Raw genomic sequence first — 23,501 nt, 5'->3', positions numbered from 1 at the left:
CGTGTGGTGCGGGTCACGTCTCGGGAGACGGTCACAGCGTCGTGGCCAGGGGAGGCACCAGTGTTCACCGACATCTTCCTGCCGGAGCTGATGGGCACCGCCGTGCTCATCGTGCTCGGCGTCGGCGTCGTCGCCAACGTCCTGCTGCCGCGCACGGGCGGCTTCGGCGGCGGCACGCTGATGATCAACTTCGGCTGGGGCCTCGGCGTCTACGCCGGCGTCTACGTCGCCGTCGACTCCGGAGCACACCTCAACCCGGCGGTCACGCTGGGCCTCAAGGCCTCGGGCAGCGCCGACTTCTCGTGGGCCGACGTGCCCGTCTACCTCGTGGCCCAGCTGCTCGGCGCCATGCTCGGCGCGTTCCTCGGCTGGGCGGCGTACAAGAAGCACTTCGACGACCCCGAGGCCGAGGCCGCGACCAAGCTCGGGGTCTTCTGCACCGCCCCGAGCATCCCCTCCCACGGCTGGAACGTCGTGACCGAGGTGATCGGCACCTTCGTGCTCGTCTTCGTCATCCTCAGCTTCGGCAAGACCCCGACCCAGGTCGGGCCACTGGCCGTCGCCCTGCTCGTCGTGGCGATCGGCGCCAGCCTCGGCGGTCCGACCGGCTACGCCATCAACCCCGCCCGCGACCTCGGCCCCCGCCTGGTCCACGCGCTCCTGCCGATCCCCGGCAAGGGCGACAACGGCTGGTCCTACGCCTGGGTCCCGATCGTCGGACCCGTCGTCGGCGGTGTCCTCGGTGGCCTGGCCGCCAACGCCGTCGGCTTCGTCTGAGCCCCGTCCACCACCGCCCGCACCCCACCCCGTCCGACCAGGAGAGCCGATGCCCGACACCTACGTCCTCGCCATCGACCAGGGCACCACCAGCACCCGCGCGATGGTCTTCGACCACAGCGGTTCGGTGGTCGCCGTCGACCAGCTCGAGCACCAGCAGGTCTTCCCGCGTGCAGGCTGGGTCGAGCACGACCCCCTGGAGATCTGGAACAACACCCGCGAGGTCATCGGCGGCGCGCTGGGCAAGGCCAACCTCAACAGCCGCAGCATCGAGGCCGTCGGCATCACCAACCAGCGCGAGACCGCGGTGGTGTGGGAGAAGGCCACGGGCAAGCCGATCTACAACGCCATCGTCTGGCAGGACACCCGCACCCAGAAGATCGTCGACAAGCTGGCCGAGGAGGGCGGCCTCGAGCGCTGGAAGGACGTGTGCGGCCTCCCGCTGGCGACGTACTTCTCCGGGCCCAAGGTGATGTGGATCCTGGAGAACGTCGAGGGCGCGCGCGAGAAGGCCGAGGCCGGCGAGCTGCTCTTCGGCAACACCGACACCTGGCTGCTGTGGAACCTCACCGGCGGGGCCGACAACGACGGCGTCCACGTCACCGACGTGACCAACGCCAGCCGCACCATGCTGATGGACCTGCGCCGGCTCGACTGGGACTCCTCGATCGCCGAGGCCATGGGCATCCCGACCTCGATGCTGCCCGAGATCCGCTCCTGCTCGGAGGTGTACGGCGAGTGCAAGCCCGGCGTGCTCGCCGGCACCCCCATCGCCGGCATCCTCGGCGACCAGCAGGCCGCCACCTTCGGCCAGGCGTGCCTGGAGAAGGGCACGGCCAAGAACACCTACGGCACCGGCAACTTCATGCTCCTCAACACCGGCACCGAGCCGGTGCCGAGCGAGAACGGGCTGCTCACCACCACCTGCTACAAGCTCGGCGAGGAGGAGACCGTCTACGCCCTCGAGGGCTCAATCGCGGTCACCGGCTCGCTCGTGCAGTGGGTGCGCGACAACCTCGGCCTCATCTCCTCGGCCCCCGAGATCGAGGAGCACGCCAAGAGCGTCGAGGACAACGGCGGCGCCTACTTCGTGCCCGCCTTCTCCGGCCTGTTCGCCCCGCACTGGCGTCCCGACGCCCGCGGCGCCCTGGTCGGTCTCACCCGCTACGTCAACAAGGGCCACCTGGCCCGCGCGGTGCTCGAGTCGACGGCGTTCCAGACCCGCGAGGTGCTCGACGCCATGAACGCCGACTCCGGCGTCCCGCTCGCCGAGCTGCGCGTCGACGGTGGCATGGTCGTCAACGAGACGCTGATGCAGTTCCAGGCCGACATCCTCGGCGTCGACGTCGTCCGCCCCAAGGTCGCCGAGACCACCGCCCTCGGCGCCGCGTACGCCGCCGGCCTGGCCGTCGGCTACTGGAGCTCGACCGACGAGATCCAGGCCAACTGGGGCGAGGACAAGCGCTGGACCCCGCAGATGGACGACGCCGAGCGCGAGCGCCTCTACCGCAACTGGAAGAAGGCGGTCACCAAGACCCTCGACTGGGTCGACGACGACGTCGACTGACCTTCCCTGACGCCGGCCCGTCGTCGGTCTACGACGGGTCGGCGTCCAGGGCCTGGCGGACGCCGGCGGTGGTGGGCACCGCGCCGGAGAACACGTCGCCCACCGGCACCCAGGCCACGGCGTCGGTCGTGCCGCCCTCCTCGACGGTGAACGCGGCGTCGGGCGGCACGGTCGCGGCGTGCACGAGCCCCACGGTCTGCACCTCCTCGTCGCGCCCGTTGGGCGCGGTGCCGCGCACGGTCTCGCTGAGCACCGTCACGAGCGGGCCGACCGTGCAGGTCACCCCGGTCTCCTCGCGCACCTCACGCACCACGGCGGCGGCCGGGTCCTCGTCGAAGTCGACCCCACCGCCGGGCAGCGACCACGACCCGGTGTGGAAGCCGCGCGGCGAGACCCGGGTCAGCAGCACCGCGTCGCCGGGCTCGCGGCGGCGCACCAGCGCGTACGCCGCGACCCGCTGCCACCGGTGGGGCCGGTAGAGCTCCAGCGCCTCCTTGACCATCGCCACCACCGGCACCGACCCGTCCCGGACGCCCTCGATCGGGCGCCAGGCGGCGTCGACGGTGGACCCGTCGACCTCCACCACGCGCGGCTCGGGGCTGTCGAGCGGCACCCAGCCGTCGTACACGATGCGCAGGGAGTGGGCGTCGACCCGCCGGCCGCGCCGCCAGGTGTCGGGCAGGTGCAGGCTGAACGTGCGCGCGGTCGGCCCGATGGTGACGTCGAGGCCGGTCTCCTCGCGCACCTCGCGCACCACCGCGTCGCGCGGGTCCTCGCCGTGGTCGAGCCCGCCGCCGGGCAGCGTCCACAGCTCGTGGCGCGACACCCGCGGGGCCAGCCGGCTCAGCAAGACCTGGTCGTCGCGGACGACCACGGCGTACGCCGCGACCCGCTGCACCCGGTGGCCGACCATCACTCCAACCTAGTGGGGGTCCGGAGCCCGGGTCCCCACGTCGGGGTGATGGCCGAGCGCGGCATCGCGTCGAGCACGTACGACGCCGCGCGGTCGACCCCGTGCCCGCCGAGGTGCGCGGGGTACCACGGCGCCCACTCCCCCGGCCGCGGCCGGTGCTCGGGCAGCCGCTGCAGCGTCTCGAGCCGGTCCTGCAGGTGCGCCCCCAGCCGACGCGTGGTCGCGACCAGGTCGGCGTCGGGCGGCACGGCCCACGGCTCGTCGATCCGCACGTCGACGGTGCGGCCGCGAGCGGCCCGGTCGAGGGTGGGCCGCGGGAACGGACCGCCGACCTCGCGCCGCTGTCCCCACAGCCGCTGCCCGCCCCAGGTCGTGACGGGCACCAGCGGCGCGCCGGTCTCCCGGGCCAGGGCGACCGCTCCGGGCATGAGCGCACGGACGGCGTACGCCGCGGAGATGCCGGCCTCGGGGAAGACGCAGACCACCTCGCCCTCGCGGAGCAGGGCGCGGGCGACCAGGTAGGCGTGGGCGGGCGCCGCGCGGTCGACGGGGACGTGCCGCATGGCGCGCATGGCGGGCCCGGCGGGCGAGTGCCAGATGTCGGCGCGGCACAGGAACCGCACCCGGCGCCCGGTGCCGAGCAGCGCCTGGCCGACGACGACGAAGTCGGGGAACGAGACGTGGTTGCAGGCCAGCACCGCGGGCCCCGTCGCGGGCAGGTGCTCGGCACCCGCGGAGCGGACCCGCAGGTCGAGCGCGCGCAGGACGGCCTTGCCGGCCGCGACGGTCGCGCGGTAGGTCAGCTCACCCACGCGGGATGTTCGGAGCCGGTCAGGAGAACGGCGGGCGGTGGTCGACCGCGAGCGAGCGGCGGCCGGCCCAGCGCCAGACGCGGGCGGCGCGGTCGCGGTCCTCGTCGGTGACCAGGTTGCCCATCCAGCGCAGGGCCAGGGTCATCAGCCAGTCCGAGCGCATGCCGGCCGGGCCGAGGGTGGGCAGCAGCCTGGGCACGGTCACCAGGCCGGCCAGGCGGCGGGCGATGGAGAAGGCCTCGCCGTAGTGCTCGCGCAGCAGCGCGGGCCAGGCCAGGTCGAGCTCGTCGCGCTCCTGCATCATCTCGACCAGCAGCCGGCCCGTCTCGAGGCCGTAGTCGATGCCCTCGCCGTTGAGCGGGTTGACACAGCCGGCGGCATCGCCGATGAGCGCCCAGTTGCGCCCGGCCACGTTGCTCACGGCGCCGCCCATCGGCAGCAGGGCCGAGGTCTTGGACCGGATCGGCCCCTCGAGCTCGAACTCCTCGCGGCGCTGCTCGGCGTAGAAGTCCATGAGCGGCTTGACCGCGATGTCGGCCGGCCGCTTGGCGGTGGCGAGGGTGCCGACGCCGAGGTTCACCTCGCCGTTGCGTCCTCCAGTCTGGCCGAGCGGGAAGATCCAGCCGTAGCCGGAGAGGATCGCCCCGTCCTGGCCGCGCAGCTCGAGGTGGGAGGAGATCCAGGGGTCCTCGCTCTGCCGGGAGTCGACGTAGGAGCGGCCGGCGACGCCGTACACGGTCTCGCGGTGCCACTCCCGCCCCAGGACCTTGCCGAGGGGCGAGCGGACGCCGTCGGCCACGACGAGGCGGCGGCAGGCGATCTCGAAGGTCTCCTCGCCGCGCTTGAACACCACGGCGCTCACCCGCGCCCCGTCGCGCCGGACGTCGACCGCCTTGGCGCCGTCGAGGCCGAGCGCCCCGCTCTTGAGGGCGACCTCGCGCAGCTGGTCGTCGAGCTCGTGGCGGGCCACGGCGCTGCCCCACGTGGGGAGGTTGCCCCCGGGCCAGGGCAGCAGCAGCGTCTGGCCGAAGCCGTGGGCCCGCAGCCCCTGGTTGACGGTGTGGGCGCGCAGCCAGTCCTCGAGGCCGAGGTCGGCCAGCTCGCCGACCGCGCGCGGGGTCAGGCCGTCGCCGCAGGTCTTGTCGCGCGGGAAGACGGCCATGTCGGTCAGCACGGTGTCGAGGCCGGCCCGCGCGGCCCAGGCCGCGGCGGCGGACCCCGCGGGGCCGGACCCCACCACGAGGACGTCGGTCTCGGTCGGCAGCGCGCTCACGACTCCATTCTCCCAGACCGTCCCAGCGCGCGCCGAACCGAGCGCTCCGACGTCAGCCGCGGTGCGCGGGCCGGTGGAACGGCCCGTGCGCGAGCAGGTGCACCGCCGGCTTGCTGCACCCGGTCGTCGGGTGCGCGACGTACTGCGAGCGCGTGGCGTCGGGTGCGTAGACCCGGAACCCGTCGACGTGCTCGGGCCGGCAGGTCGAGCGCGGGTAGTTCTGCGCCACGACCTCGTCGACCCGGCTCACCACGCTCTGGCCGGGGTCGAGGACCACGGTGCGCACCCGGCCCGGGGTGCGGGTCGCCGCGGCGCCGACCTGGGTGCCGTTGCCGTCACCGACGTAGGACAGCCCGCCGTACCCGCGGACGGAGCAGACCCGGTCGCCGGAGGTGTTCGTGAGCTTGATGACGCCGTAGCGGTGCCCGGCCGCGTCGCCCCGGGCGTGGTACGACGCCGTGAGGTCGCGGTCCCGGCACTCGGGCGGCTGGGCGTGGGCGGGCTGGGTGACGCCGCCGACGAGCACGCCGGAAGCGGCGAGCGCGAGCGCGGCGACGGTGCGGGTGAGGACGGTGGTCTTCATCGTCGGGGTCCTTCCCTCGGGGTCCCGCTGGCTGCGGGACCGACACCTCTACGACACGCCCGTCGACGGAGAAGTTGCGCTCGGCAACCGAAGAATCACCTGAGAACGGCCGAGGGCCCGCCGCGCTGGTGCGCGACGGGCCCTCGGGTGGGTCCGGGAGACCGACCTCAGTTCTGGTAGGAGCCGAAGTCGAAGTCGTCCAGGGCGACCGCCTGACCCGAGCCGGTGCCACCGAACTCGTAGTCGTAGGTGTCGTAGCCGGTCACGGAGTACGCCGCGGCGCGGGCCTCCTCGGTCGGCTCGACCCGGATGTTGCGGTAGCGCTCCAGGCCGGTGCCGGCCGGGATGAGCTTGCCGATGATCACGTTCTCCTTCAGGCCACGCAGGCTGTCGGAGCGGCCGTGGATCGCGGCGTCGGTGAGCACCCGGGTGGTCTCCTGGAAGGAGGCCGCCGAGAGCCACGACTCCGTGGCGAGCGAGGCCTTGGTGATGCCCATGAGCTCGGCACGGCCCGAGGCCGGCTTGCCGCCCTCGGAGACCACGCGGCGGTTCTCCTCCTCGAAGCGCGGCCGGTCGACCAGGTCGGACGGCAGCAGGTTGCTGTCGCCCGACTCCAGCACCGTGACCCGGCGCAGCATCTGCCGCACGATGATCTCGATGTGCTTGTCGTGGATCGACACGCCCTGCGACCGGTAGACGCTCTGCACCGACTCGACCAGGTGCTCCTGGGCCGTCCGGATGCCCTGGATGCGCAGGACCTCCTTCGGGTCCGGCGTGCCGACGGTCAGCTGGGCGCCGACCTCGACGTGGTCGCCGTCGGCCACGAGCAGCCGGACCCGGCGGCTCACGGCGTACTCCTTGACCTCCGAGCCGTCGTCGGGCGTGAGGATGACCTTGCGCGCCTTCTCGTTCTCGTCGATCTCGATGCGGCCGGCGGCCTCGGCGATCGGGGCCAGGCCCTTGGGCGAGCGGGCCTCGAACACCTCGACCACACGGGGCAGACCCTGCGTGATGTCGTCGGCCGAGGCCGAACCGCCGGTGTGGAAGGTGCGCATCGTCAGCTGCGTGCCGGGCTCACCGATCGACTGGGCGGCGATGATGCCGACCGCCTCACCGATGTCGACGAGCTTGCCGGTGGCCAGCGAGCGGCCGTAGCACTTCGCGCAGGTGCCGGTGCGGGCCTCGCAGGTCAGCACGGAGCGGACCTTGACCCGGGTGATGCCGGCCGCGATGAGCTCGTCGATCTTGACGTCGCCCAGGTCGCCACCGGCCTCGACCAGCACCTCGCCGGACTCGGGGTGGACGACCTCGGTGGCCGCGGACCGGGCGTAGGCCGAGGTCTCGACGTGCTCGTGCTTGTCGAGCGCCCCGGTCTCGTCGGCCACCGCGATGTCCTTGGGCAGGCCGCGCTCGGTGCCGCAGTCCTCCTCGCGGATGATCACGTCCTGCGAGACGTCGACCAGACGACGGGTCAGGTAGCCCGAGTCGGCGGTGCGCAGCGCGGTGTCGGCCAGGCCCTTGCGGGCACCGTGGGTCGCGATGAAGTACTCCAGGACGGTCAGGCCCTCCCGGAAGTTGGACTTGATCGGCCGCGGGATGATCTCGCCCTTGGGGTTGGCCACCAGGCCACGCATGGCGGCCACCTGCCGGATCTGGTTCATGTTGCCGGAGGCACCGGAGTTGACCATCACGTAGATGGGGTTGGTCCGGTTGTTCTCGCGGAAGTTGGCCTCCATGGCCGACCCGACCGTGTTGGACGCCTCGGTCCAGATCTCGATGAGCTCCTGGCGACGCTCCTCGTCGGTGACCAGGCCGCGCTCGTACTGCTTCTGGATCTTGGCGGCCTTGCCCTCGAACTCGGCCAGGATGCCGGCCTTGTCGTCGGGGGTGACGACGTCGTCGATCGAGACCGTGACGCCCGAGTGGGTGGCCCAGTAGAACCCGGCCTCCTTGAGGGCGTCGAGCGAGGCCGCGACCTCGACCTTGGTGTAGCGCTCGGCCAGGTCGTTGACGATGGCGCCGAGCCGCTTCTTGCCGACCTCCTCGTTGACGAAGGGGTAGTCGGCGGGCAGCGTCTCGTTGAACAGCGCCCGGCCCAGCGTGGTCTCGAGCAGGAAGGTGCCCGCCTCGTCCACGTGGTCGGGGCCCAGCGGCGGCACGGTGTCGACCAGGCGGATCCGCACCGTGCTCTGCAGGGTGATCTCGTTGCGGTCGAAGGCCATGATCGCCTCGGCCACCGAGGAGAAGACGCGCCCGTCGCCGGGGTTGTCGTCACGGTCGGAGGTCATGAAGAACAGCCCGATGATCATGTCCTGGGTCGGCATGGTGACCGGCCGGCCGTCCGAGGGCTTCAGGATGTTGTTGGTCGACAGCATCAGGATCCGCGCCTCGGCCTGGGCCTCGGCCGACAGCGGCAGGTGCACCGCCATCTGGTCGCCGTCGAAGTCGGCGTTGAACGCCGTGCAGACGAGCGGGTGGATCTGGATGGCCTTGCCCTCGATCAGCTGCGGCTCGAAGGCCTGGATGCCGAGGCGGTGCAGCGTGGGCGCCCGGTTGAGCAGCACCGGGTGCTCGGTGATGACCTCCTCCAGCACGTCCCAGACCTCGGGACGCACGGCGCGCTCGACCATCCGCTTGGCGGACTTGATGTTCTGCGCGTGGGACAGGTCGACCAGCCGCTTCATCACGAACGGCTTGAACAGCTCGATCGCCATGTTCTTCGGCAGGCCGCACTGGTGCAGCTTGAGCTGCGGGCCGGAGACGATGACCGAGCGGCCCGAGTAGTCGACGCGCTTGCCGAGCAGGTTCTGGCGGAAGCGACCCTGCTTGCCCTTGAGCATGTCGGACAGCGACTTCAGCGGCCGGTTGCCCGGGCCGGTGACCGGACGACCGCGACGACCGTTGTCGAAGAGCGAGTCGACGGCCTCCTGGAGCATCCGCTTCTCGTTGTTGACGATGATCTCGGGCGCGCCGAGGTCGAGCAGCCGCTTGAGGCGGTTGTTGCGGTTGATGACCCGGCGGTAGAGGTCGTTCAGGTCGGAGGTGGCGAAGCGGCCACCGTCGAGCTGGACCATCGGCCGCAGGTCCGGCGGGATGACCGGGACGGCGTCGAGGACCATGCCGCGCGGCTGGTTGCCGGTCTTGCGGAAGGCGTCGACGACCTTGAGGCGCTTCAGCGCACGGACCTTCTTCTGGCCCTTGCCGGTGGCGATGGTCTCGCGCAGCGACTCGACCTCGGCCTCGATGTCGAAGTTCTCCAGGCGCTTCTGGATCGCCGTGGCGCCCATGTGGCCCTCGAAGTACTTGCCGAACCAGTTCTTCATCTCGCGGTAGAGCAGCTCGTCACCCATGAGGTCCTGGACCTTGAGGGACTTGAAGGTGCTCCACACCTCCTCGAGACGGTCCAGCTCGCGCTGGGCACGGTCGCGCAGCTGCTTCATCTCGCGCTCGGCACCGTCGCGCACCTTGCGGCGCTGGTCGGCCTTGGCACCCTCGGCCTCGAGGGCGGCCAGGTCGTCCTCGAGCTTCTTGGCGCGGTCCTCGACCGAGGTGTCGCGGCGCTTCTCGAGCATCTCGCGCTGCTGGGAGACCTTGGCCTCGAGCGAGGTCAGGTCGCGGTGGCGGGCGTCCTCGTCGACCGAGGTGATCATGTAGGCCGCGAAGTAGATGACCTTCTCGAGGTCCTTCGGAGCCAGGTCGAGCAGGTAGCCCAGGCGCGAGGGGACACCCTTGAAGTACCAGATGTGGGTGACCGGGGCGGCGAGCTCGATGTGCCCCATCCGCTCACGGCGGACCTTGGAACGGGTCACCTCGACGCCGCAGCGCTCGCAGATGATGCCCTTGAAGCGCACGCGCTTGTACTTGCCGCAGTAGCACTCCCAGTCCCGGGTGGGACCGAAGATCTTCTCGCAGAAGAGACCGTCACGCTCGGGCTTGAGCGTGCGGTAGTTGATCGTCTCCGGCTTCTTGACCTCGCCGTGGCTCCACGTCCGGATGTCGTCCGCGGTGGCCAGGCCGATCTTGAGCTGGTCGAAGAAGTTCACGTCGAGCACGGTGGCTGCAACCCTTCGTAGTTACTGAGAAAGAGAGTTTGGAGTTGTGTGTGAGCCGGCCCGGCCGTGGGCCGCAAGCACACGGCCGGGGTCCCCGCGGGGTTTTTCGAGCTTGCGAGAAAAACCTCGTGGGGTGGCGTCACACCTCTTCGACCGAGCTGGGCTCGCGGCGCGACAGGTCGATGCCGAGCTCCTCGGCGGCGCGGAAGACGTCCTCCTCCGCGTCACGCAGCTCGATCTGCGTGCCGTCCTGGCTGAGCACCTCGACGTTCAGGCACAGCGACTGCATCTCCTTGACGAGCACCTTGAACGACTCCGGGATGCCGGAGTCGGGGATGTTCTCGCCCTTGACGATGGCCTCGTAGACCTTGACGCGACCGGGCACGTCGTCGGACTTGATCGTCAGCAGCTCCTGCAGGGCGTAGGCGGCACCGTAGGCCTCCATCGCCCAGACCTCCATCTCGCCGAACCGCTGGCCGCCGAACTGGGCCTTACCACCCAGGGGCTGCTGCGTGATCATCGAGTAGGGGCCCGTCGAGCGAGCGTGGATCTTGTCGTCGACGAGGTGGTGGAGCTTGAGGATGTACATGTAGCCGACCGAGACCGGGTCGGTGAACGGCTCACCGGAGCGACCGTCGAACAGGTGCGCCTTGCCGGTGCCGTCGATCATCCGGACGCCGTCGCGGTTGGGGATCGTCGAGCCGAGCAGGCCGGTGATCTCGTCCTCGCGGGCGCCGTCGAAGACCGGGGTCGCGAGCTTGGAGCCCGGCTCGGCCTTGTCGGCGTGGATCTTGATCAGGCGCTGCTTCCAGTCGGCGTCGCCCTCCTGGTCGCTCAGGTCGAGGTCCCAGCCCTGCTTGGCCAGCCAGCCCAGGTGGAGCTCGAGGATCTGGCCGATGTTCATGCGTCGCGGCACGCCGAGCGGGTTGAGCACGACGTCGACCGGGGTGCCGTCCTCCATGAACGGCATGTCCTCGATCGGCAGGATCTTCGCGATGACGCCCTTGTTGCCGTGGCGGCCGGCGAGCTTGTCGCCGACGGAGATCTTGCGCTTCTGCGCGACGTACACGCGGACCAGCTGGTTGACGCCCGGGGGCAGCTCGTCGCCGTCCTCGCGGTCGAAGACCCGGACGCCGATGACGGTGCCGGACTCGCCGTGCGGGACCTTCATCGAGGTGTCGCGGACCTCGCGCGCCTTCTCGCCGAAGATCGCGCGGAGCAGCCGCTCCTCGGGGGTCAGCTCGGTCTCGCCCTTGGGCGTGACCTTGCCGACCAGGATGTCGCCCGTGGTGACCTCGGCGCCGATGCGGATGATGCCGCGCTCGTCGAGGTCGGCCAGCATCTCCTCGGAGACGTTGGGGATGTCGCGGGTGATCTCCTCCGGGCCCAGCTTGGTGTCGCGGGCGTCGACCTCGTGCTCCTCGATGTGGATCGAGGTGAGGACGTCCTCCTGCACCAGGCGCTGGCTGAGGATGATGGCGTCCTCGTAGTTGTGGCCCTGCCACGGCATGAACGCCACGAGCAGGTTGGTGCCCAGCGCCATCTCGGCGTCGTCGGTGCACGGACCGTCGGCGATCGGCGAACCGACCTCGACCCGGTCGCCCTCGGCGACCAGCGGGCGCTGGTTGATGCAGGTGCCCTGGTTGGACCGGCGGAACTTGGCCAGCTTGTAGGTCGTGTAGGTGCCGTCGTCGTTCATCGTCTCGACGAGGTCGGCGGAGACCTCCTTGACGACACCGGCGACCTCGGCGGTGACGACGTCACCGGCGTCGACCGCGGCGCGGTACTCGATGCCGGTGCCGACGTACGGCGAGTCGCTGGTGATCAGCGGCACGGCCTGGCGCTGCATGTTGGCGCCCATGAGCGCGCGGTTGGCGTCGTCGTGCTCGAGGAACGGGATGAGCGCGGTCGCCACGGAGACCATCTGGCGCGGCGAGACGTCCATGTAGTCGACCTCGGCCGCGAGGATCTCGGAGACCTCGCCGTCGCGCTGGCGGACCAGCACGCGCTCCTCGACGAACTTGCCCTCGGTGTCGAGCACCTGGTTGGCCTGCGCGATGACGTAGCGGTCCTCGTCGTCGGCGGTGAGGTAGTCGATCTGGTCGGTGACCTGGCCGTCGGTGACCTTGCGGTAGGGCGTCTCGACGAACCCGAACGGGTTGATGCGCCCGTAGGAGGCCAGCGAGCCGATCAGGCCGATGTTGGGACCCTCGGGGGTCTCGATCGGGCACATGCGGCCGTAGTGCGACGGGTGGACGTCACGGACCTCCATGCCGGCGCGGTCGCGGGACAGACCACCGGGGCCGAGCGCCGAGAGGCGACGCTTGTGCGTCAGGCCGGCGATCGGGTTGGTCTGGTCCATGAACTGCGAGAGCTGTGAGGTGCCGAAGAACTCCTTCAGCGCCGCCACGACGGGGCGGATGTTGATCAGCGACTGCGGCGTGATCGCCTCGACGTCCTGGGTCGTCATCCGCTCGCGGACCACGCGCTCCATGCGCGCCAGCCCGGTGCGCAGCTGGTTCTGGATCAGCTCGCCCACGGTGCGCATGCGGCGGTTGCCGAAGTGGTCGATGTCGTCGGGGCCGACCTCGATCTCGCCGCCCGGGGCCTCGACCTGCTCCTTGCCGTCGTGCAGCGCCACGATGTACTTGATGGCGTTGACGACGTCGGAGATGGTCAGCGTCTGCTGGTCGAAGGCCTCGACCAGGCCGAGCTTCTTGTTGATCTTGTAGCGGCCGACCTTGGCCAGGTCGTAGCGCTTGGGGTTGAAGTAGTAGTTCTTCAGCAGCGTCAGCGCGGCCTCGCGCGTCGGCGGCTCGCCCGGGCGCAGCTTGCGGTAGATGTCGAGCAGCGCGTCGTCGGGACCCTGGGTGTGGTCCTTCTCCTCGGTGAGCTGGATCGACTCGTACTGCCGCAGCTCCTCCATGACGGCGTCGTAGTCGTACTCCTCGCCGATCTCCTCGGCGATGGCCTGCAGGGCCTTGAGCAGGACGGTGATGTTCTGCTTGCGCTTGCGGTCGAGGCGCACGCCGACCAGGTCGCGCTTGTCGATCTCGAACTCCAGCCACGCGCCGCGCGAGGGGATCAGGCGGGCGGTGTAGACGTCCTTGTCGGAGGTCTTGTCGGGGCTGCGCTCGAAGTAGACGCCGGGGCTGCGGACCAGCTGCGAGACCACGACGCGCTCGGTGCCGTTGATGACGAAGGTGCCCTTGGGGGTCATCAGGGGGAAGTCACCCATGAAGACCGTCTGGCCCTTGATCTCACCGGTGTCGTTGTTGGTGAACTCGGCCGAGACGTACAGCGGCGCGGAGTAGGTGAAGTCCTTCTCCTTGCACTCGTCGACGGAGTACTTGGGGTCGTAGAAGACCGGGTTCTCGAACGAGAGCGACATCGTCTCGGAGAAGTCCTCGATGGGGGAGATCTCCTCGAAGATCTCCTGCAGGCCCGACTTGGGCGAGACGTCCTCGCCCGCGTCGACGCGGGCCTGGACCTGCGCCTCCCAGGCCTCGTTGCCGACGAGCCAGTCGAAGCTGTCGGTCTGGAGGGAGAGGAGCCGGGGGAGCTCGAGCGGCTCGTCGATCTTCGCGAAGGAGATGCGACGGTGGTTGCCGGTGGTGCTGGTGGAACGAGGAGCAGAGGTGCTGCGCGCGGCCAAGAGAGATCCTTCGACGTGAGTCGCGGTGAAGAGCGCCAGACCACCACACGATCGCCACCGGGCAGGCAGATGTGCATCTGAGGGCAGGCGCAAAGCGCCACGATACACGAAACGCGGGCGCGCGACAATGACAGCATGCGCCTCGCAGACGAGCGTGCGTCGAGGATGCACCCGTGGGCGTCCCGGGTCAAGCAGCGCTCCCCACCCGTTCGCAGGGTGGGCGCGCAGCCGAGCCGGCCGGCGCGGGTCGAGGGGGCTCCAGGACCCCTCCCCCGCGCCTCAGCCGCAGGTGCCGCCCGGCTCGGTGATCAGGCAGTCGACCAGCCAGCGCCCGCCGGAGTCGAGCATCCGGACCGTCACCTGGTCGCGCGAGACGTCGTCGCCCTGCGCGTTGCGCGTGGGGCGGTTGACGAAGACCAGCACGTCGACACGGTCACGACCGGTGCGCACGACACCCGCGGTCACGACCTCGGCGGTGACGATCGTCTTGGTCTGCTCGGCGTTCTCGGCGACGATCGCGTCGAAGTTCTGCTCGTACGTCGCGGCGTAGGCCGGCGTCATGAACGACACCGCCGCCTCCCGGCTCTGGTCGAGCGAGCGGTAGTCGTAGGACAGGATCGGCCCGATGGCCGACTCGGCGGCGCGCTCGGCCGCGGCCACCTGCCGGTCGTCGGGCAGCCCGCTGCCGGCCTCGTCCCGGCCGAGGGCCAGGGAGACCACCGTGGCCGCGAGCAGCGCGAGCGCGACCACCGAGGCGGCGACCGCCGTCCGCCAGCCCACCCGGGAGCGCCCAGCCGCCGGCCCACCGGCCGCGGGCTCGCGAGCGCCGTCCGCCGTCTCCCCCGTGTCCGCGGTGTCCGCCGTGTCCGCGGTGTCCGCGTGGTCGGTGCTGTCGTCGGTGTCCGCGGCGGGCTCGGCAGCCGCTGCCGCGCCGTCCCGGCCGGACCGGCCGGTCTTGCGGAGCGTCGGCGTCGCCGGGGTGTCGCCGTCCTCGGCCTCGGGGGTGGCCTCGGCGGCGGTCGCCGGGGCGTCGGTCCGACCCAGGGCCTTGATCCGCGCCGTCGCGTGGTCCCCCGGCTTGCCCTCGGCACGGGGACCTCGGCCGCGCCCGGGACGGGCCCGCGTCTCGGCGTCGGGCCGGCCCGTCAGCGCCCCGGCCAGGGAGCGCCCGGACGAGGTGCCCGTCGCGCCCGAGCCGGTCCCGCGGGCGGAGGGCCGGTCGTCGGTCGCAGCCCGCCCGGTGGAGGTCTCGGGCTCGTCGTCGGCGGGCGGGTCGCCGGCGGCGTCCGCAGCGGCGTCCGCAGCGGCGTCGTCAGCGGCGTCGTCAGCGGCGTCGTCGGCGGCGTCCTCGTCCTCGCCCCCGGCCTCGGCGGCGGCGAGGTCGGCGTCGTGGGCGGCGCGGCGGCGGTCGTCGAGCAGCACCTCCGCGGCCCGGTTGCGCTGCTTGAAGCGCCGGTCGGTCGGGTCGAGGCCCGCGATGGCCTCCTGCCAGGCCGTGCGGATCTCGTCGGTCGTGGCGTCCTCGTCGACGCCGAGGACGTCGTACCAGCTCGGGGTCATGCCACGCTCCCCCACTGGACGACGAGCTGGGACAGCGAGGCGACCGCGCCCGCGGCCGTGGCCCGCAGGTCGGCGCAGCCGGCGCCGTCGCCGGTCTGGCACCGCCCGGGGACGGCGGCGACGGTGCGCTGCACGTCGGCGGCGGCCGCGATGGTGCTGCTGACCAGGGTGGACAGGTCGGCCGGTGGCTCGCCGATGAAGACACGGCTGTCGGGGTTGGTGGCCGCACGCAGGCTCACGGCGAGCGTGCGGGCCGTGCCCGCGAGGTCGCCGAGCGCGGTCGAGCAGCCGCTGGCGGTGCCGGCCGAGCGCGGGAACCCGCACCCGTCGAGCACGGCCACGGCGTCCTCGATGGCGCCGCGTCGCTTGGTCACGACCTCGGCGAGCCGGCCGGTGACGGGCGAGGTCGTGCCGGGGCTCGTCGGGTCGGTCGTGGCCGGGGCGCCCGGGGTGGGCGTCGCCTCTCCCGGCACCTCGCCGGTGGCGGCGGCGAAGTCGTCGACGAGCCAGGTGCCGCTGGTCTCGACGAGGTCGACCTGCAGGCGGAACAGCTGCGGCTCCTGCTCGACCCGGCCGTCCTTGGTCGGGTCGGGGTAGGACTGGTCGATCTGGCCGGTCACCAGGACCGAGGCCGCGCTCCTCTCGACCGACTCCACGCCGCTGGCGTAGACCTGGGCCGAGCGCTGGACGCCGGCCTGGGCGACGCTCTGCTCGGCGAGGTTGACGTTCTGCTCGAAGTCGGTGGCGAACTTGGGCGTGATGACGTCCTTGACCTTCTCCACGTAGCCGGGCATGCGGTTCTGCTCGTCGAGGTCGCTCGGGCCGTAGGTGTTGATGCGCAGCACGAACTGCGTGGCCTGGCTCATCAGGGTGTCGCGCAGGCGGGCCTGCGCGAGCGAGCCGTCGGTGCGCTCGGCGCCGTACATCTGGCCGACCCGGTCGCCCACGGAGCCCGTCCCCCCCGCGAACCGGGTCACGAGCGTGACCAGGCAGACCACGACCACCACGGCCGCGACGGCGGCGACGACGGTGGGAGCGGTGCGGGAGGAGCGGGTGCGGTCGGGGCCTAGCGCCCCGTCATCGGCTCCAGGTACAGCCACTTCCACGACTCCTTCCCCAGCGAACGAGGCGCAACGGTACCCCCGCTGGACCAGGGGTCGACCTCGGCCGCGACCTGGGCGGCGTCGGGGTCGTCGGCGAAGGTGACCTTGCCGGTCTCCTGGTCGTAGTAGACGTCGGCCGTGCCGTCGTACGACGCCGGGGCACGGTTGGGCAGGTTCTGGGCGCCACGCGGGTTGGACACGTTGATCGGGTCGGTGCAGCGGGCGTCCTCGTTCATGCCCGGGTCGGTGAACCGCTCCTGGGGCGAGCGCCGCACGGTGCTCTGGTAGCCGTTGGTGCACGGCATGCTGTCGGTGATGATCAGGCCGAAGTGCGCGTCGAGCCCGCCGCCGGGCGTCTTGGAGACGACGGTGACGCCGCCCTCCACGATGTAGGGGTAGAGCACCAGCACCTGGCGCAGGCCCGGGATGTTCTGGACGAACAGCTCGCCGGTCGTGACCAGGTTGTTGATGAGCGAGCCGAGCTCGACCCGGTTGTCCTCGATCAGCCCACGCAGCTGGTTGACCGCCGGCGAGCCGTTGTCGATGAGCTTGCGCAGGTCGCCGTCGGTCTCGTCTGAGGCCAGCGTGCGGGTGAACAGGGAGAGCTGGTCGGCGAACGTGCGCAGGTCGGACTGGGTGTCGACCTGGGTGGTGAGGACGGTGTTGGCGTCCTCGATGAGCTTGGTGGTGATGTCGAAGTTGTCGTCGGCCTCCTGGATGAAGGAGTTGCCGGTGTCGATGATCTTCTGCAGGTCGTCACCGGTGCCGTCGAAGGCCGCCCCGAGCTCGCTGACCGTCGTGCGGAGCGCGTCGTTGTCGACCGAGCCGACGGTCGTGGCGAGGTCGGAGAGGAGGGTCTCGGTCTGGATCGGGGTGCGGGTGTCGGCCATGGCGATCTCGGAGCCGTCCTCGAGGTCGGGTCCGTCCTCGGTCTTGGGCTGCAGGTCGACGTACTGCTCGCCCACGGCCGAGCGGTTGCCGACCACGGCCAGGGTGTCGGCCGGGATGGCGTCCCACCGGTCGTCGATCTTGAGCACGACGTCGACACCGTCGTCGGTCAGCTCGAGACGGTCGACGTCGCCGATGCCGACACCGCGGTAGGTGACCTCGGCCCCGGAGAAGATGCCGCCGGAGTCCTCGAAGTGGGCGGTGACCTCGTAGGAGGTGTCGCGCACGACCTTGTCGAGCTGCGCGTAGCGCGCGCCGACGTAGGAGACGCCCAGCAGCGTGATGATCACGAACACCAGGAGCTGGACCTTGGTCCGACGGGTGATCATCGCAGCACCATCCCGGGGGTCAGCAGGCTCACCAGAGCCGGGTCGTAGGTGGCCATCAGCTCACCCATGGTCGGGCCCGTGCCGCGCGGGGCGGTGCCGGGTCGGTTGAGCAGCCCGTTGCCGAGGCCGGAGGTGAGCCCGTCGAGGCCCCCCAGACCGGGCAGGCCGGGCAGGTCTGGCAGCCCGGGCAGGCCACCGCCGCCCCCGCCGTTGCCGCCGCGCACCGGCAGCACGCCGCCGAGCAGGTTGCAGATGGGGCGGGTGGGCGCCTGGTCGCAGATCGTCTCCAGGAGACCGTCGAGGCAGGTGCGGTCGAAGTTCTGCGCGCACTCGGCCAACGCGTCCTGGGCACCCTGGCACAGCTTCTCGAAGTCCGGCAGCGGACCCGTGGCCGGGATGGCGGACAGCGGCTCGCAGGGGACGCCGGGCAGCTGGAGGTTGGCCAGGTCGAGGTCGAGCTGGACCGAGAGGTTGACGTAGTCGCCCATGTGCAGGTTGCGGGCGACCTGCGGGTCGCGGCCGACCACCTCGTCGACGAAGGGGTAGGTCAGCAGGGCGTTGAAGGAGTTGACCAGGTCGTCGCCGGAGTTGGCGAGCTGGGTGAGCGTCGGCTGCAGCTGGCGCAGCGTGACGATCGTGTTGTCCTTCGACTTGCGGATCACCCGGACCCCGACGTCGCTGAGCCGGTCGAGGGCGCCGAGCATCTTGACCAGGTCGTCGCGCTGCCGGTCCAGGGACAGCAGCGCCGAGGGCAGCTCCTCCAGCGCCAGGTCGATCTTGGGCTGCTGGCGGCGCAGCTGGATCGCGAGCCGGTTGAGCGACTCGATCGCGTCGACGATGTCCTGCTTGTTCTGGTCGAGCTGGCCGACGAAGGAGGAGACCTGGTCGAGCAGCGAGCGCACCGAGTCCTCGCGGCCCTCGAGGGCGGCGTTGAGCTCGGTGGTGATCGTCTTGACCTTGTCGAGGCCGCCGCCGTTGAGGACGAGGCTGAGGGCGCCGAGCACCTCCTCGACCTCCGGGGTGTCCCCGGTGCGGTCGAGCGGGATCATCGCGCCGTTCTCGAGCGTGCCCTGCGCGCCGTCGGCAGGAGCGGCCAGCGACACGAACTTCTCGCCGAGGAGGCTGGTCTGGCGGATCGTCGCCTCGGTGTTGGCCGGCAGGTCGACGTCGTTGCGGATCTGGACCGTCACCACGGCCGTGTAGCCGTCGAGGTCGACGTCGGTGACCTTGCCGACCGAGACGTCGTTGACCTTGACGCTCGACTGGGGCACGAGGTCGAGCACGTTGTCGAACTCGACCGTGACTGTCAGCGGATCCTCGCCCGTCGACGTGCCGCCGGGCAGGGGGAGCTTGTAGACGTCGAAGTCGCAGCCCGACAGCACGATGCTCCCGAGGACGATGGCGACGACCACGCGCACGAGGCGGTTCACGACGCGGCCCCCTTCGAGGTGGAGGAGGGCACGATGCCGCCCAGGGTGGGGTCGGAGCCGGAGAGGTAGAGCGAGCCGCTGCCCGGGCCGAGCGCCGCGGCGCGCGGCAGCGGGAGCGAGCGGATGAGGTCGCACAGGTTGCCCTGCGGGTCGTTGGCGCTCACCAGGGCGCACAGCACGGCGCTGGGGTTGCTGGTGATCTCCTTCTCGAGGTTGCCGATGTTGGCGTTGGTGTCGAGGGTGCCCGCGTCGGGGTTGTAGGTCAGCTGCAGGTTGTTCAGCGCGAGCGGCGCGATGCGCAGCGTCTCCGAGAGCGCCTCGCGCTGGCGCACCAGCACCTTGGCGAACCGGTTGATGCCCTTGATGTCGGTGGTGAGGATCTCGCGGTTCTCGCGGACGAACCCGCCGACCTCGGTCAGCGCCGTGGCGAGCGCCTTGAGCGAGCCGGCCAGCTGCTCGCGCTCGTCGGCGAGCAGCGAGGAGACCCGCGCCAGCGAGCCGTTGAAGTTGCGCACCGTGGTGTCGTTGTCGGCCAGCGTGGTGATGAACTGCTGCAGCTCGGCGGTGGCGCCGAACAGCTCGTCCTTGTTGTCGTCGAGGGTCTCGCTGAGCCGCCCGAAGTTGCGGATCGTCAGGTTGAACTGCTCGCCCTCGCCGCCGAAGTTGCGGGCGGTGACCTCGAGCAGGTCGGTCAGCGCGCCCTCCTTGTTGGCCCCGTTGGGACCGAGGGCGACGGTGAGCCGGTCGATGTTGTCGTAGATCTGGTCGAGCTCGAGCGGCACCTGGCCCACGGCCTCGAGCACCGCGTTGGCGGGCAGCTCCTTGTCGCCCCGCTCGTACGCCGGCGAGAGCTGCACGTAGCGGCCGCCGACGATCGCGGGCGAGACGATGACGGCCCGGGCGGTGTCGGGGACCTTGACGTCGCTGTCGTAGGTCATCTCGACCTCGACGTCGGTGCCCCGCGGGGTGATCTTGTCGACCCGGCCGACGGTGACGCCGAGCACCCGCACCTCGCTGCCCTCGTAGAGCGACACGGTGCGGGGGAAGTAGGCGGTGACCTTGCGGTCCTCGGACCCGCCGCGGAACAGCAGGATCCCGCCGGCGACGACGAGGACGAGCACCACCAGGGGGGCCAGGACCTTCTTCGCGACGTCCATCAGTTCACCCCCACGGTGCCGAGGTTGGGCACGGGCGGCAGGTTCTGGATGTAGGTGTCGAACCACGGGCCGGTGCCGAGGGTGTTGGCGAACACGCGGTAGAAGGGCGCCAGCAGGCGCAGCGCGTTGTCGATGTTGTCCTCGTTCTTGTTGAGGATGTCGAGGGTCTCGTCGAGCTGGGTGAGGGCCGGCTTGAGGTCGGCGCGGCTCTGCCGGACCAGGGCGGTGAGCTCGGTGGAGAGCGTCTGGGTCGAGACCAGCAGCTGGTCGAGCTGCTCGCGACGCTGGAGCAGAGCCTCGAAGAGCACGTCGGCGTCCTCCATCAGCTTCACGAGGTCCTCGTCGCGGTCGTCGAGGACGGTCGAGACGCGCCGCAGGTTCTTCAGCAGCGAGTTGATCTGGTCGTCGCGGTCGGCCAGGTTGCTGGACAGCCGCGAGAGGCCGTCGAGCGCGCCGCGGAACTCCTCGGGCGTGTTGCGGGTGAGGTCGGCCAGCACCGTCAGGGAGTCGGTGAGCTGCCCGGTGTCGATGCTGTTCTCGTCGCTCTCGCCGTCGCCGATCGTCTCGGCCAGGCCCTCGAAGGCGTCGACCACGTCGTAGGGCTCGCTGGTGCGGTCGGTCGGGATGGTCGAGCCGGCCTCCAGCTGGCCGGTGCCGGCGGGCTCGAGGGAGAGGTACATCGACCCCAGGATGGTCTTGACCTTGATCGCCGCTGCGGTCTGCTTCCCGAACTGGTCGTCGGTCTCGACCTTGAAGGTCACCTTGACCTGGCCGCGGTCGTTGTCGAGCTCGACGGCGTCGACCTTGCCGACGCGGACGCCGGCCAGGCGGACCTCGTCGCCCGACTTCAGCCCGGCGGTGTCCTCGAACATGGCCTCGTAGGTGTCGCCGCCGCCGATCAACGGCAGGTCCTGGGCCCGGAAGGCACCGAGCAGGAGCAGCACGATGACCGACAGGCTGACCGCCCCGATGATGACGGGGTTGCGCTCACGGAAGGGCTTCATCGCAGCGTGCACCTCTCCCCGCCGATGTTCTCCACGTTGAGGTCGGCCACCGGGCGGTTGCCGATGCGGACGCTGCCGCGGAAGTCGCAGAGGTAGAAGTTGAACCAGGAGCCGTAGATGGCGGTCCGGCCGATCTTGTCGAGCTTGATCGGCAGCACCTGGAGGGCCCGGTCCAGCTCGCGCTTGTTGTCGTTGATGTTCTTGGTCAGCCGGCGCAGCTGCTTGATGTCCTCGACGAACGGCGGCCGCACGCCCTCCACCAGCTCGGCGGTCTCGTCGGCGAGCGCCGAGACCTCGTCGAAGGAGTCGAGGATCGCGCGACGGTCGTCCTTGAGGCCGGCGACGAGGGTGCGGAAGTTGATGATCAGCTGCGAGAGCTGGTCGTCGCGGTCGGCGATGTGGTCGAGGACGAAGTCGAGGTTCTCGAGCAGGTCACCGATGACCTGGTCGCGGTCGGCGAGGGTGCTGGTCACCGAGGCCGTGCTGGCCAGCAGGCCCTCGAGGGTGCCGCCCTCGCCCTGGAAGACCTGGATGACCTCGAAGGACAGCTTGTTGACGTCGTCGGGCGAGAGGGCCTCGAACAGCGGCTTGAAGCCGTTGAACAGCTCGGTGAGGTCGAGCGCCTCCTCGGTGCGCGACTCGGGGATGGTCTCGTCGGCCTCGAGGACCGCGGTGTCGCCCTCCCCCTGGGTCAGCGCGAGGTAGCGCTGGCCGACGAGGTTGCGGTAGCGGATGGCGACGTTGGTCGCCTCGGTCAGCGTGGTCGCCTCGTCGACCGAGAACGTCAGCTCGGCGCGCCCGGAGACCTCGCCGTCCTCGCCGTCGACCACCTTGATCTCCTTGACGGTGCCGACCTTGACGCCGGCGACGCGGACGTCGTCGCCCTTGATGACGCCGGTGACGTCGTTGAAGACCGCCTTGTACTCACGGGTGGGCTGGAAGCTCAGGTTGCCGATGACGATGACGAGCAGGCTGGTCGCCAGGATCGTGACGATCATGAAGATGCCGAGCTTGACCGCAGCGCCGGAGGTCTTCTTGTCGAGGAGCTTCACTGCGTGCTCACCTCCGCCCCGCGGGCCATCGTGCTCATGAGGAGCGGGCCGAGGTCACCGACCTCGTCGGGCGTGGTGCCCATGGTCGGGGCGAGGACGTCGCGGTAGAGGTCGTACTCCCCCGCGGTGCTCTGCCAGCTCTTGCCGTCACGCATCACGTAGCCGGTGGCGACGCGCGTGGTGCCCTTGCCGGTCGGGGTGTCGACGCCGTCGTTGAAGTTGGGCAGTCGGCGCACCGGGTTGTCCTGGTTCCACGGCGGGTTGGGCAGGTTGAGGCAGACCGGGCCGCGACGCTCCCCGATGACCGGACGGTCGTCCGGGGTGTAGCTGCGGGGCTGGCGCGGCAGCGTCTCGAGGATGATGTGCAGCTTGAAGTCGCGGAAGGCCTGGGCCTGCTTCTTGCCGGCGTTGACGATGCCGCCGGTCAGGCAGGGGAACTCCGTGGCGTAGCGCGCCAGCACCCGGAGGTACTCCGCGCTCAGCTCGCCCAGCCGCACCAGGTTGGTCTCGTTGTCGGCCAGGAACGTGCGGGTCGAGTCGGAGAGGTCGGCCACGTCGTTGAACAGGTCCTTCAGCTTCTGCTCGCGGTCCTCCAGCGTGCCCGTGGTGCGCACGGTGTTCTCCAGGATCTCGCCGACCTCGGGGAGGATCTCGTCGTACACGTCGGAGACGTCGGAGGTCAGCCGCAGGTCCTCGACCAGCTCGGGGATCCGCGGGTTGAGGCGCTTGAGGTAGGCGTCGAGCGTCTCGAGGTTCTCGCCCAGCTCGTTGCCGCGGCCCTCCAGGGCGGTGGCGAGCGCGGTGAGCGTCTTGTTCAGCTCGGCCGGCTGCACCGCGGTGAGCAGCGGGTAGAGGTCGGAGAGCACGGCCTCGACCTCGGTGGGCACCTGGGTCTTGGTGATGCGGTCGCCCTGCTCGAGGTGCGCGCTGTCCGGGTCGTCGGGGATGACGAGCGAGACGTACTTCTCGCCGAACAGCGTCTTGGGCACGATCGAACCGGTGACGTTGGCCGGGATCGAGTCGATCTGGTCGGGGAAGATGCCGAGGGTCACCGTGGCGCCCTGGGCGGTGGCGGAGTAGTCGAGGACCTCGCCGACGATGACGCCCCGGACCTTGATGTCGGCGCGCAGCGGCAGCTGCAGGCCGATCGAGGAGGTCTCGAGCGTGACCTCGTCGTAGGCGGTGAACTTCTTGGTGAAGGTCGCGTAGGTCAGGTAGGTGCCCAGGACGAGCAGCGCCAGGAACACCACGCCGAGCAGGCGGGCGTTGAACAGGATCTTCCGCAC

16 protein-coding genes are annotated in these 23,501 nt (G+C 70.6%); 2 read left to right on the top strand and 14 right to left on the bottom strand.

Annotated features, from left to right (window positions below):
* Positions 1–60 precede the first annotated feature (60 nt).
* Positions 61–777 carry an MIP/aquaporin family protein gene (locus tag FJQ57_RS02965; protein ID WP_139977733.1) on the top strand — a complete coding sequence of 239 codons (717 nt, stop codon included), beginning with the start codon at positions 61–63 and terminating at the stop codon, positions 775–777.
* A 49-nt stretch (positions 778–826) separates the two neighbouring features.
* Entirely contained in the window at positions 827–2,344 is a 1,518-nt protein-coding gene (gene glpK, locus FJQ57_RS02960) for a glycerol kinase GlpK (RefSeq protein WP_139977732.1), read from the top strand.
* A gap of 28 nt (positions 2,345–2,372) precedes the next feature.
* On the opposite strand, the gene FJQ57_RS02955 is transcribed toward glpK, so the two are convergent.
* From FJQ57_RS02955 to FJQ57_RS02890, 14 genes are all read right to left on the bottom strand, one after another.
* Positions 2,373–3,257, bottom strand: coding sequence for an NUDIX domain-containing protein (locus FJQ57_RS02955; RefSeq protein ID WP_139977731.1), 885 nt, complete (start codon positions 3,255–3,257; stop codon positions 2,373–2,375).
* Complete coding sequence (locus tag FJQ57_RS02950) at positions 3,257–4,069, bottom strand: lysophospholipid acyltransferase family protein (RefSeq protein WP_139977730.1); 813 nt, start codon at positions 4,067–4,069, stop codon at positions 3,257–3,259. Before FJQ57_RS02950 ends, FJQ57_RS02955 begins: the two co-directional genes overlap by 1 nt.
* A gap of 19 nt (positions 4,070–4,088) precedes the next feature.
* The gene (locus tag FJQ57_RS02945) at positions 4,089–5,342 is read right to left on the bottom strand and encodes a geranylgeranyl reductase family protein (RefSeq protein WP_139977729.1); all 1,254 of its coding nucleotides are present in this window, start codon (positions 5,340–5,342) and stop codon (positions 4,089–4,091) included.
* A gap of 52 nt (positions 5,343–5,394) precedes the next feature.
* Positions 5,395–5,925: a DUF4232 domain-containing protein gene (locus tag FJQ57_RS02940; RefSeq protein WP_139977728.1), complete on the bottom strand. Its 531-nt coding sequence runs from the start codon at positions 5,923–5,925 to the stop codon at positions 5,395–5,397.
* A gap of 167 nt (positions 5,926–6,092) precedes the next feature.
* Positions 6,093–9,977: a DNA-directed RNA polymerase subunit beta' gene (locus tag FJQ57_RS02935; protein WP_139977727.1), complete on the bottom strand. Its 3,885-nt coding sequence runs from the start codon at positions 9,975–9,977 to the stop codon at positions 6,093–6,095.
* A 139-nt stretch (positions 9,978–10,116) separates the two neighbouring features.
* Complete coding sequence (gene rpoB, locus FJQ57_RS02930) at positions 10,117–13,632, bottom strand: DNA-directed RNA polymerase subunit beta (RefSeq protein ID WP_139977726.1); 3,516 nt, start codon at positions 13,630–13,632, stop codon at positions 10,117–10,119.
* Positions 13,633–13,911: 279 nt separating this feature from the next.
* Positions 13,912–15,192, bottom strand: coding sequence for a J domain-containing protein (locus FJQ57_RS22210; protein ID WP_170219246.1), 1,281 nt, complete (start codon positions 15,190–15,192; stop codon positions 13,912–13,914).
* A complete protein-coding gene (locus FJQ57_RS02920) occupies positions 15,189–16,292 on the bottom strand; it encodes a hypothetical protein (RefSeq protein WP_139977725.1) in 1,104 nt (367 codons plus the stop codon). Before FJQ57_RS02920 ends, FJQ57_RS22210 begins: the two co-directional genes overlap by 4 nt.
* Complete coding sequence (locus FJQ57_RS02915) at positions 16,259–17,572, bottom strand: MCE family protein (RefSeq protein WP_139977724.1); 1,314 nt, start codon at positions 17,570–17,572, stop codon at positions 16,259–16,261. Before FJQ57_RS02915 ends, FJQ57_RS02920 begins: the two co-directional genes overlap by 34 nt.
* Entirely contained in the window at positions 17,569–19,002 is a 1,434-nt protein-coding gene (locus FJQ57_RS02910; RefSeq protein WP_170219245.1) for an MCE family protein, read from the bottom strand. The genes FJQ57_RS02915 and FJQ57_RS02910 overlap by 4 nt, the downstream gene beginning before the upstream one ends.
* The gene (locus FJQ57_RS02905) at positions 18,999–20,159 is read right to left on the bottom strand and encodes an MCE family protein (RefSeq protein WP_139977722.1); all 1,161 of its coding nucleotides are present in this window, start codon (positions 20,157–20,159) and stop codon (positions 18,999–19,001) included. The genes FJQ57_RS02910 and FJQ57_RS02905 overlap by 4 nt, the downstream gene beginning before the upstream one ends.
* Positions 20,159–21,163, bottom strand: a complete 1,005-nt coding sequence (locus FJQ57_RS02900; protein WP_139977721.1) for an MCE family protein — start codon at positions 21,161–21,163, stop codon at positions 20,159–20,161. Before FJQ57_RS02900 ends, FJQ57_RS02905 begins: the two co-directional genes overlap by 1 nt.
* Positions 21,160–22,215, bottom strand: a complete 1,056-nt coding sequence (locus FJQ57_RS02895; RefSeq protein ID WP_139977720.1) for an MCE family protein — start codon at positions 22,213–22,215, stop codon at positions 21,160–21,162. The genes FJQ57_RS02900 and FJQ57_RS02895 overlap by 4 nt, the downstream gene beginning before the upstream one ends.
* The gene (locus tag FJQ57_RS02890) at positions 22,212–23,501 is read right to left on the bottom strand and encodes an MCE family protein (protein WP_139977719.1); all 1,290 of its coding nucleotides are present in this window, start codon (positions 23,499–23,501) and stop codon (positions 22,212–22,214) included. The genes FJQ57_RS02895 and FJQ57_RS02890 overlap by 4 nt, the downstream gene beginning before the upstream one ends.

The organism is Nocardioides litoris (genome assembly GCF_006346315.1).
GTDB lineage: Bacteria > Actinomycetota > Actinomycetes > Propionibacteriales > Nocardioidaceae > Nocardioides > Nocardioides litoris.
Note: the sequence above shows the minus strand (reverse complement) of the source record. Positions and strands in the feature narration are given on the sequence as shown.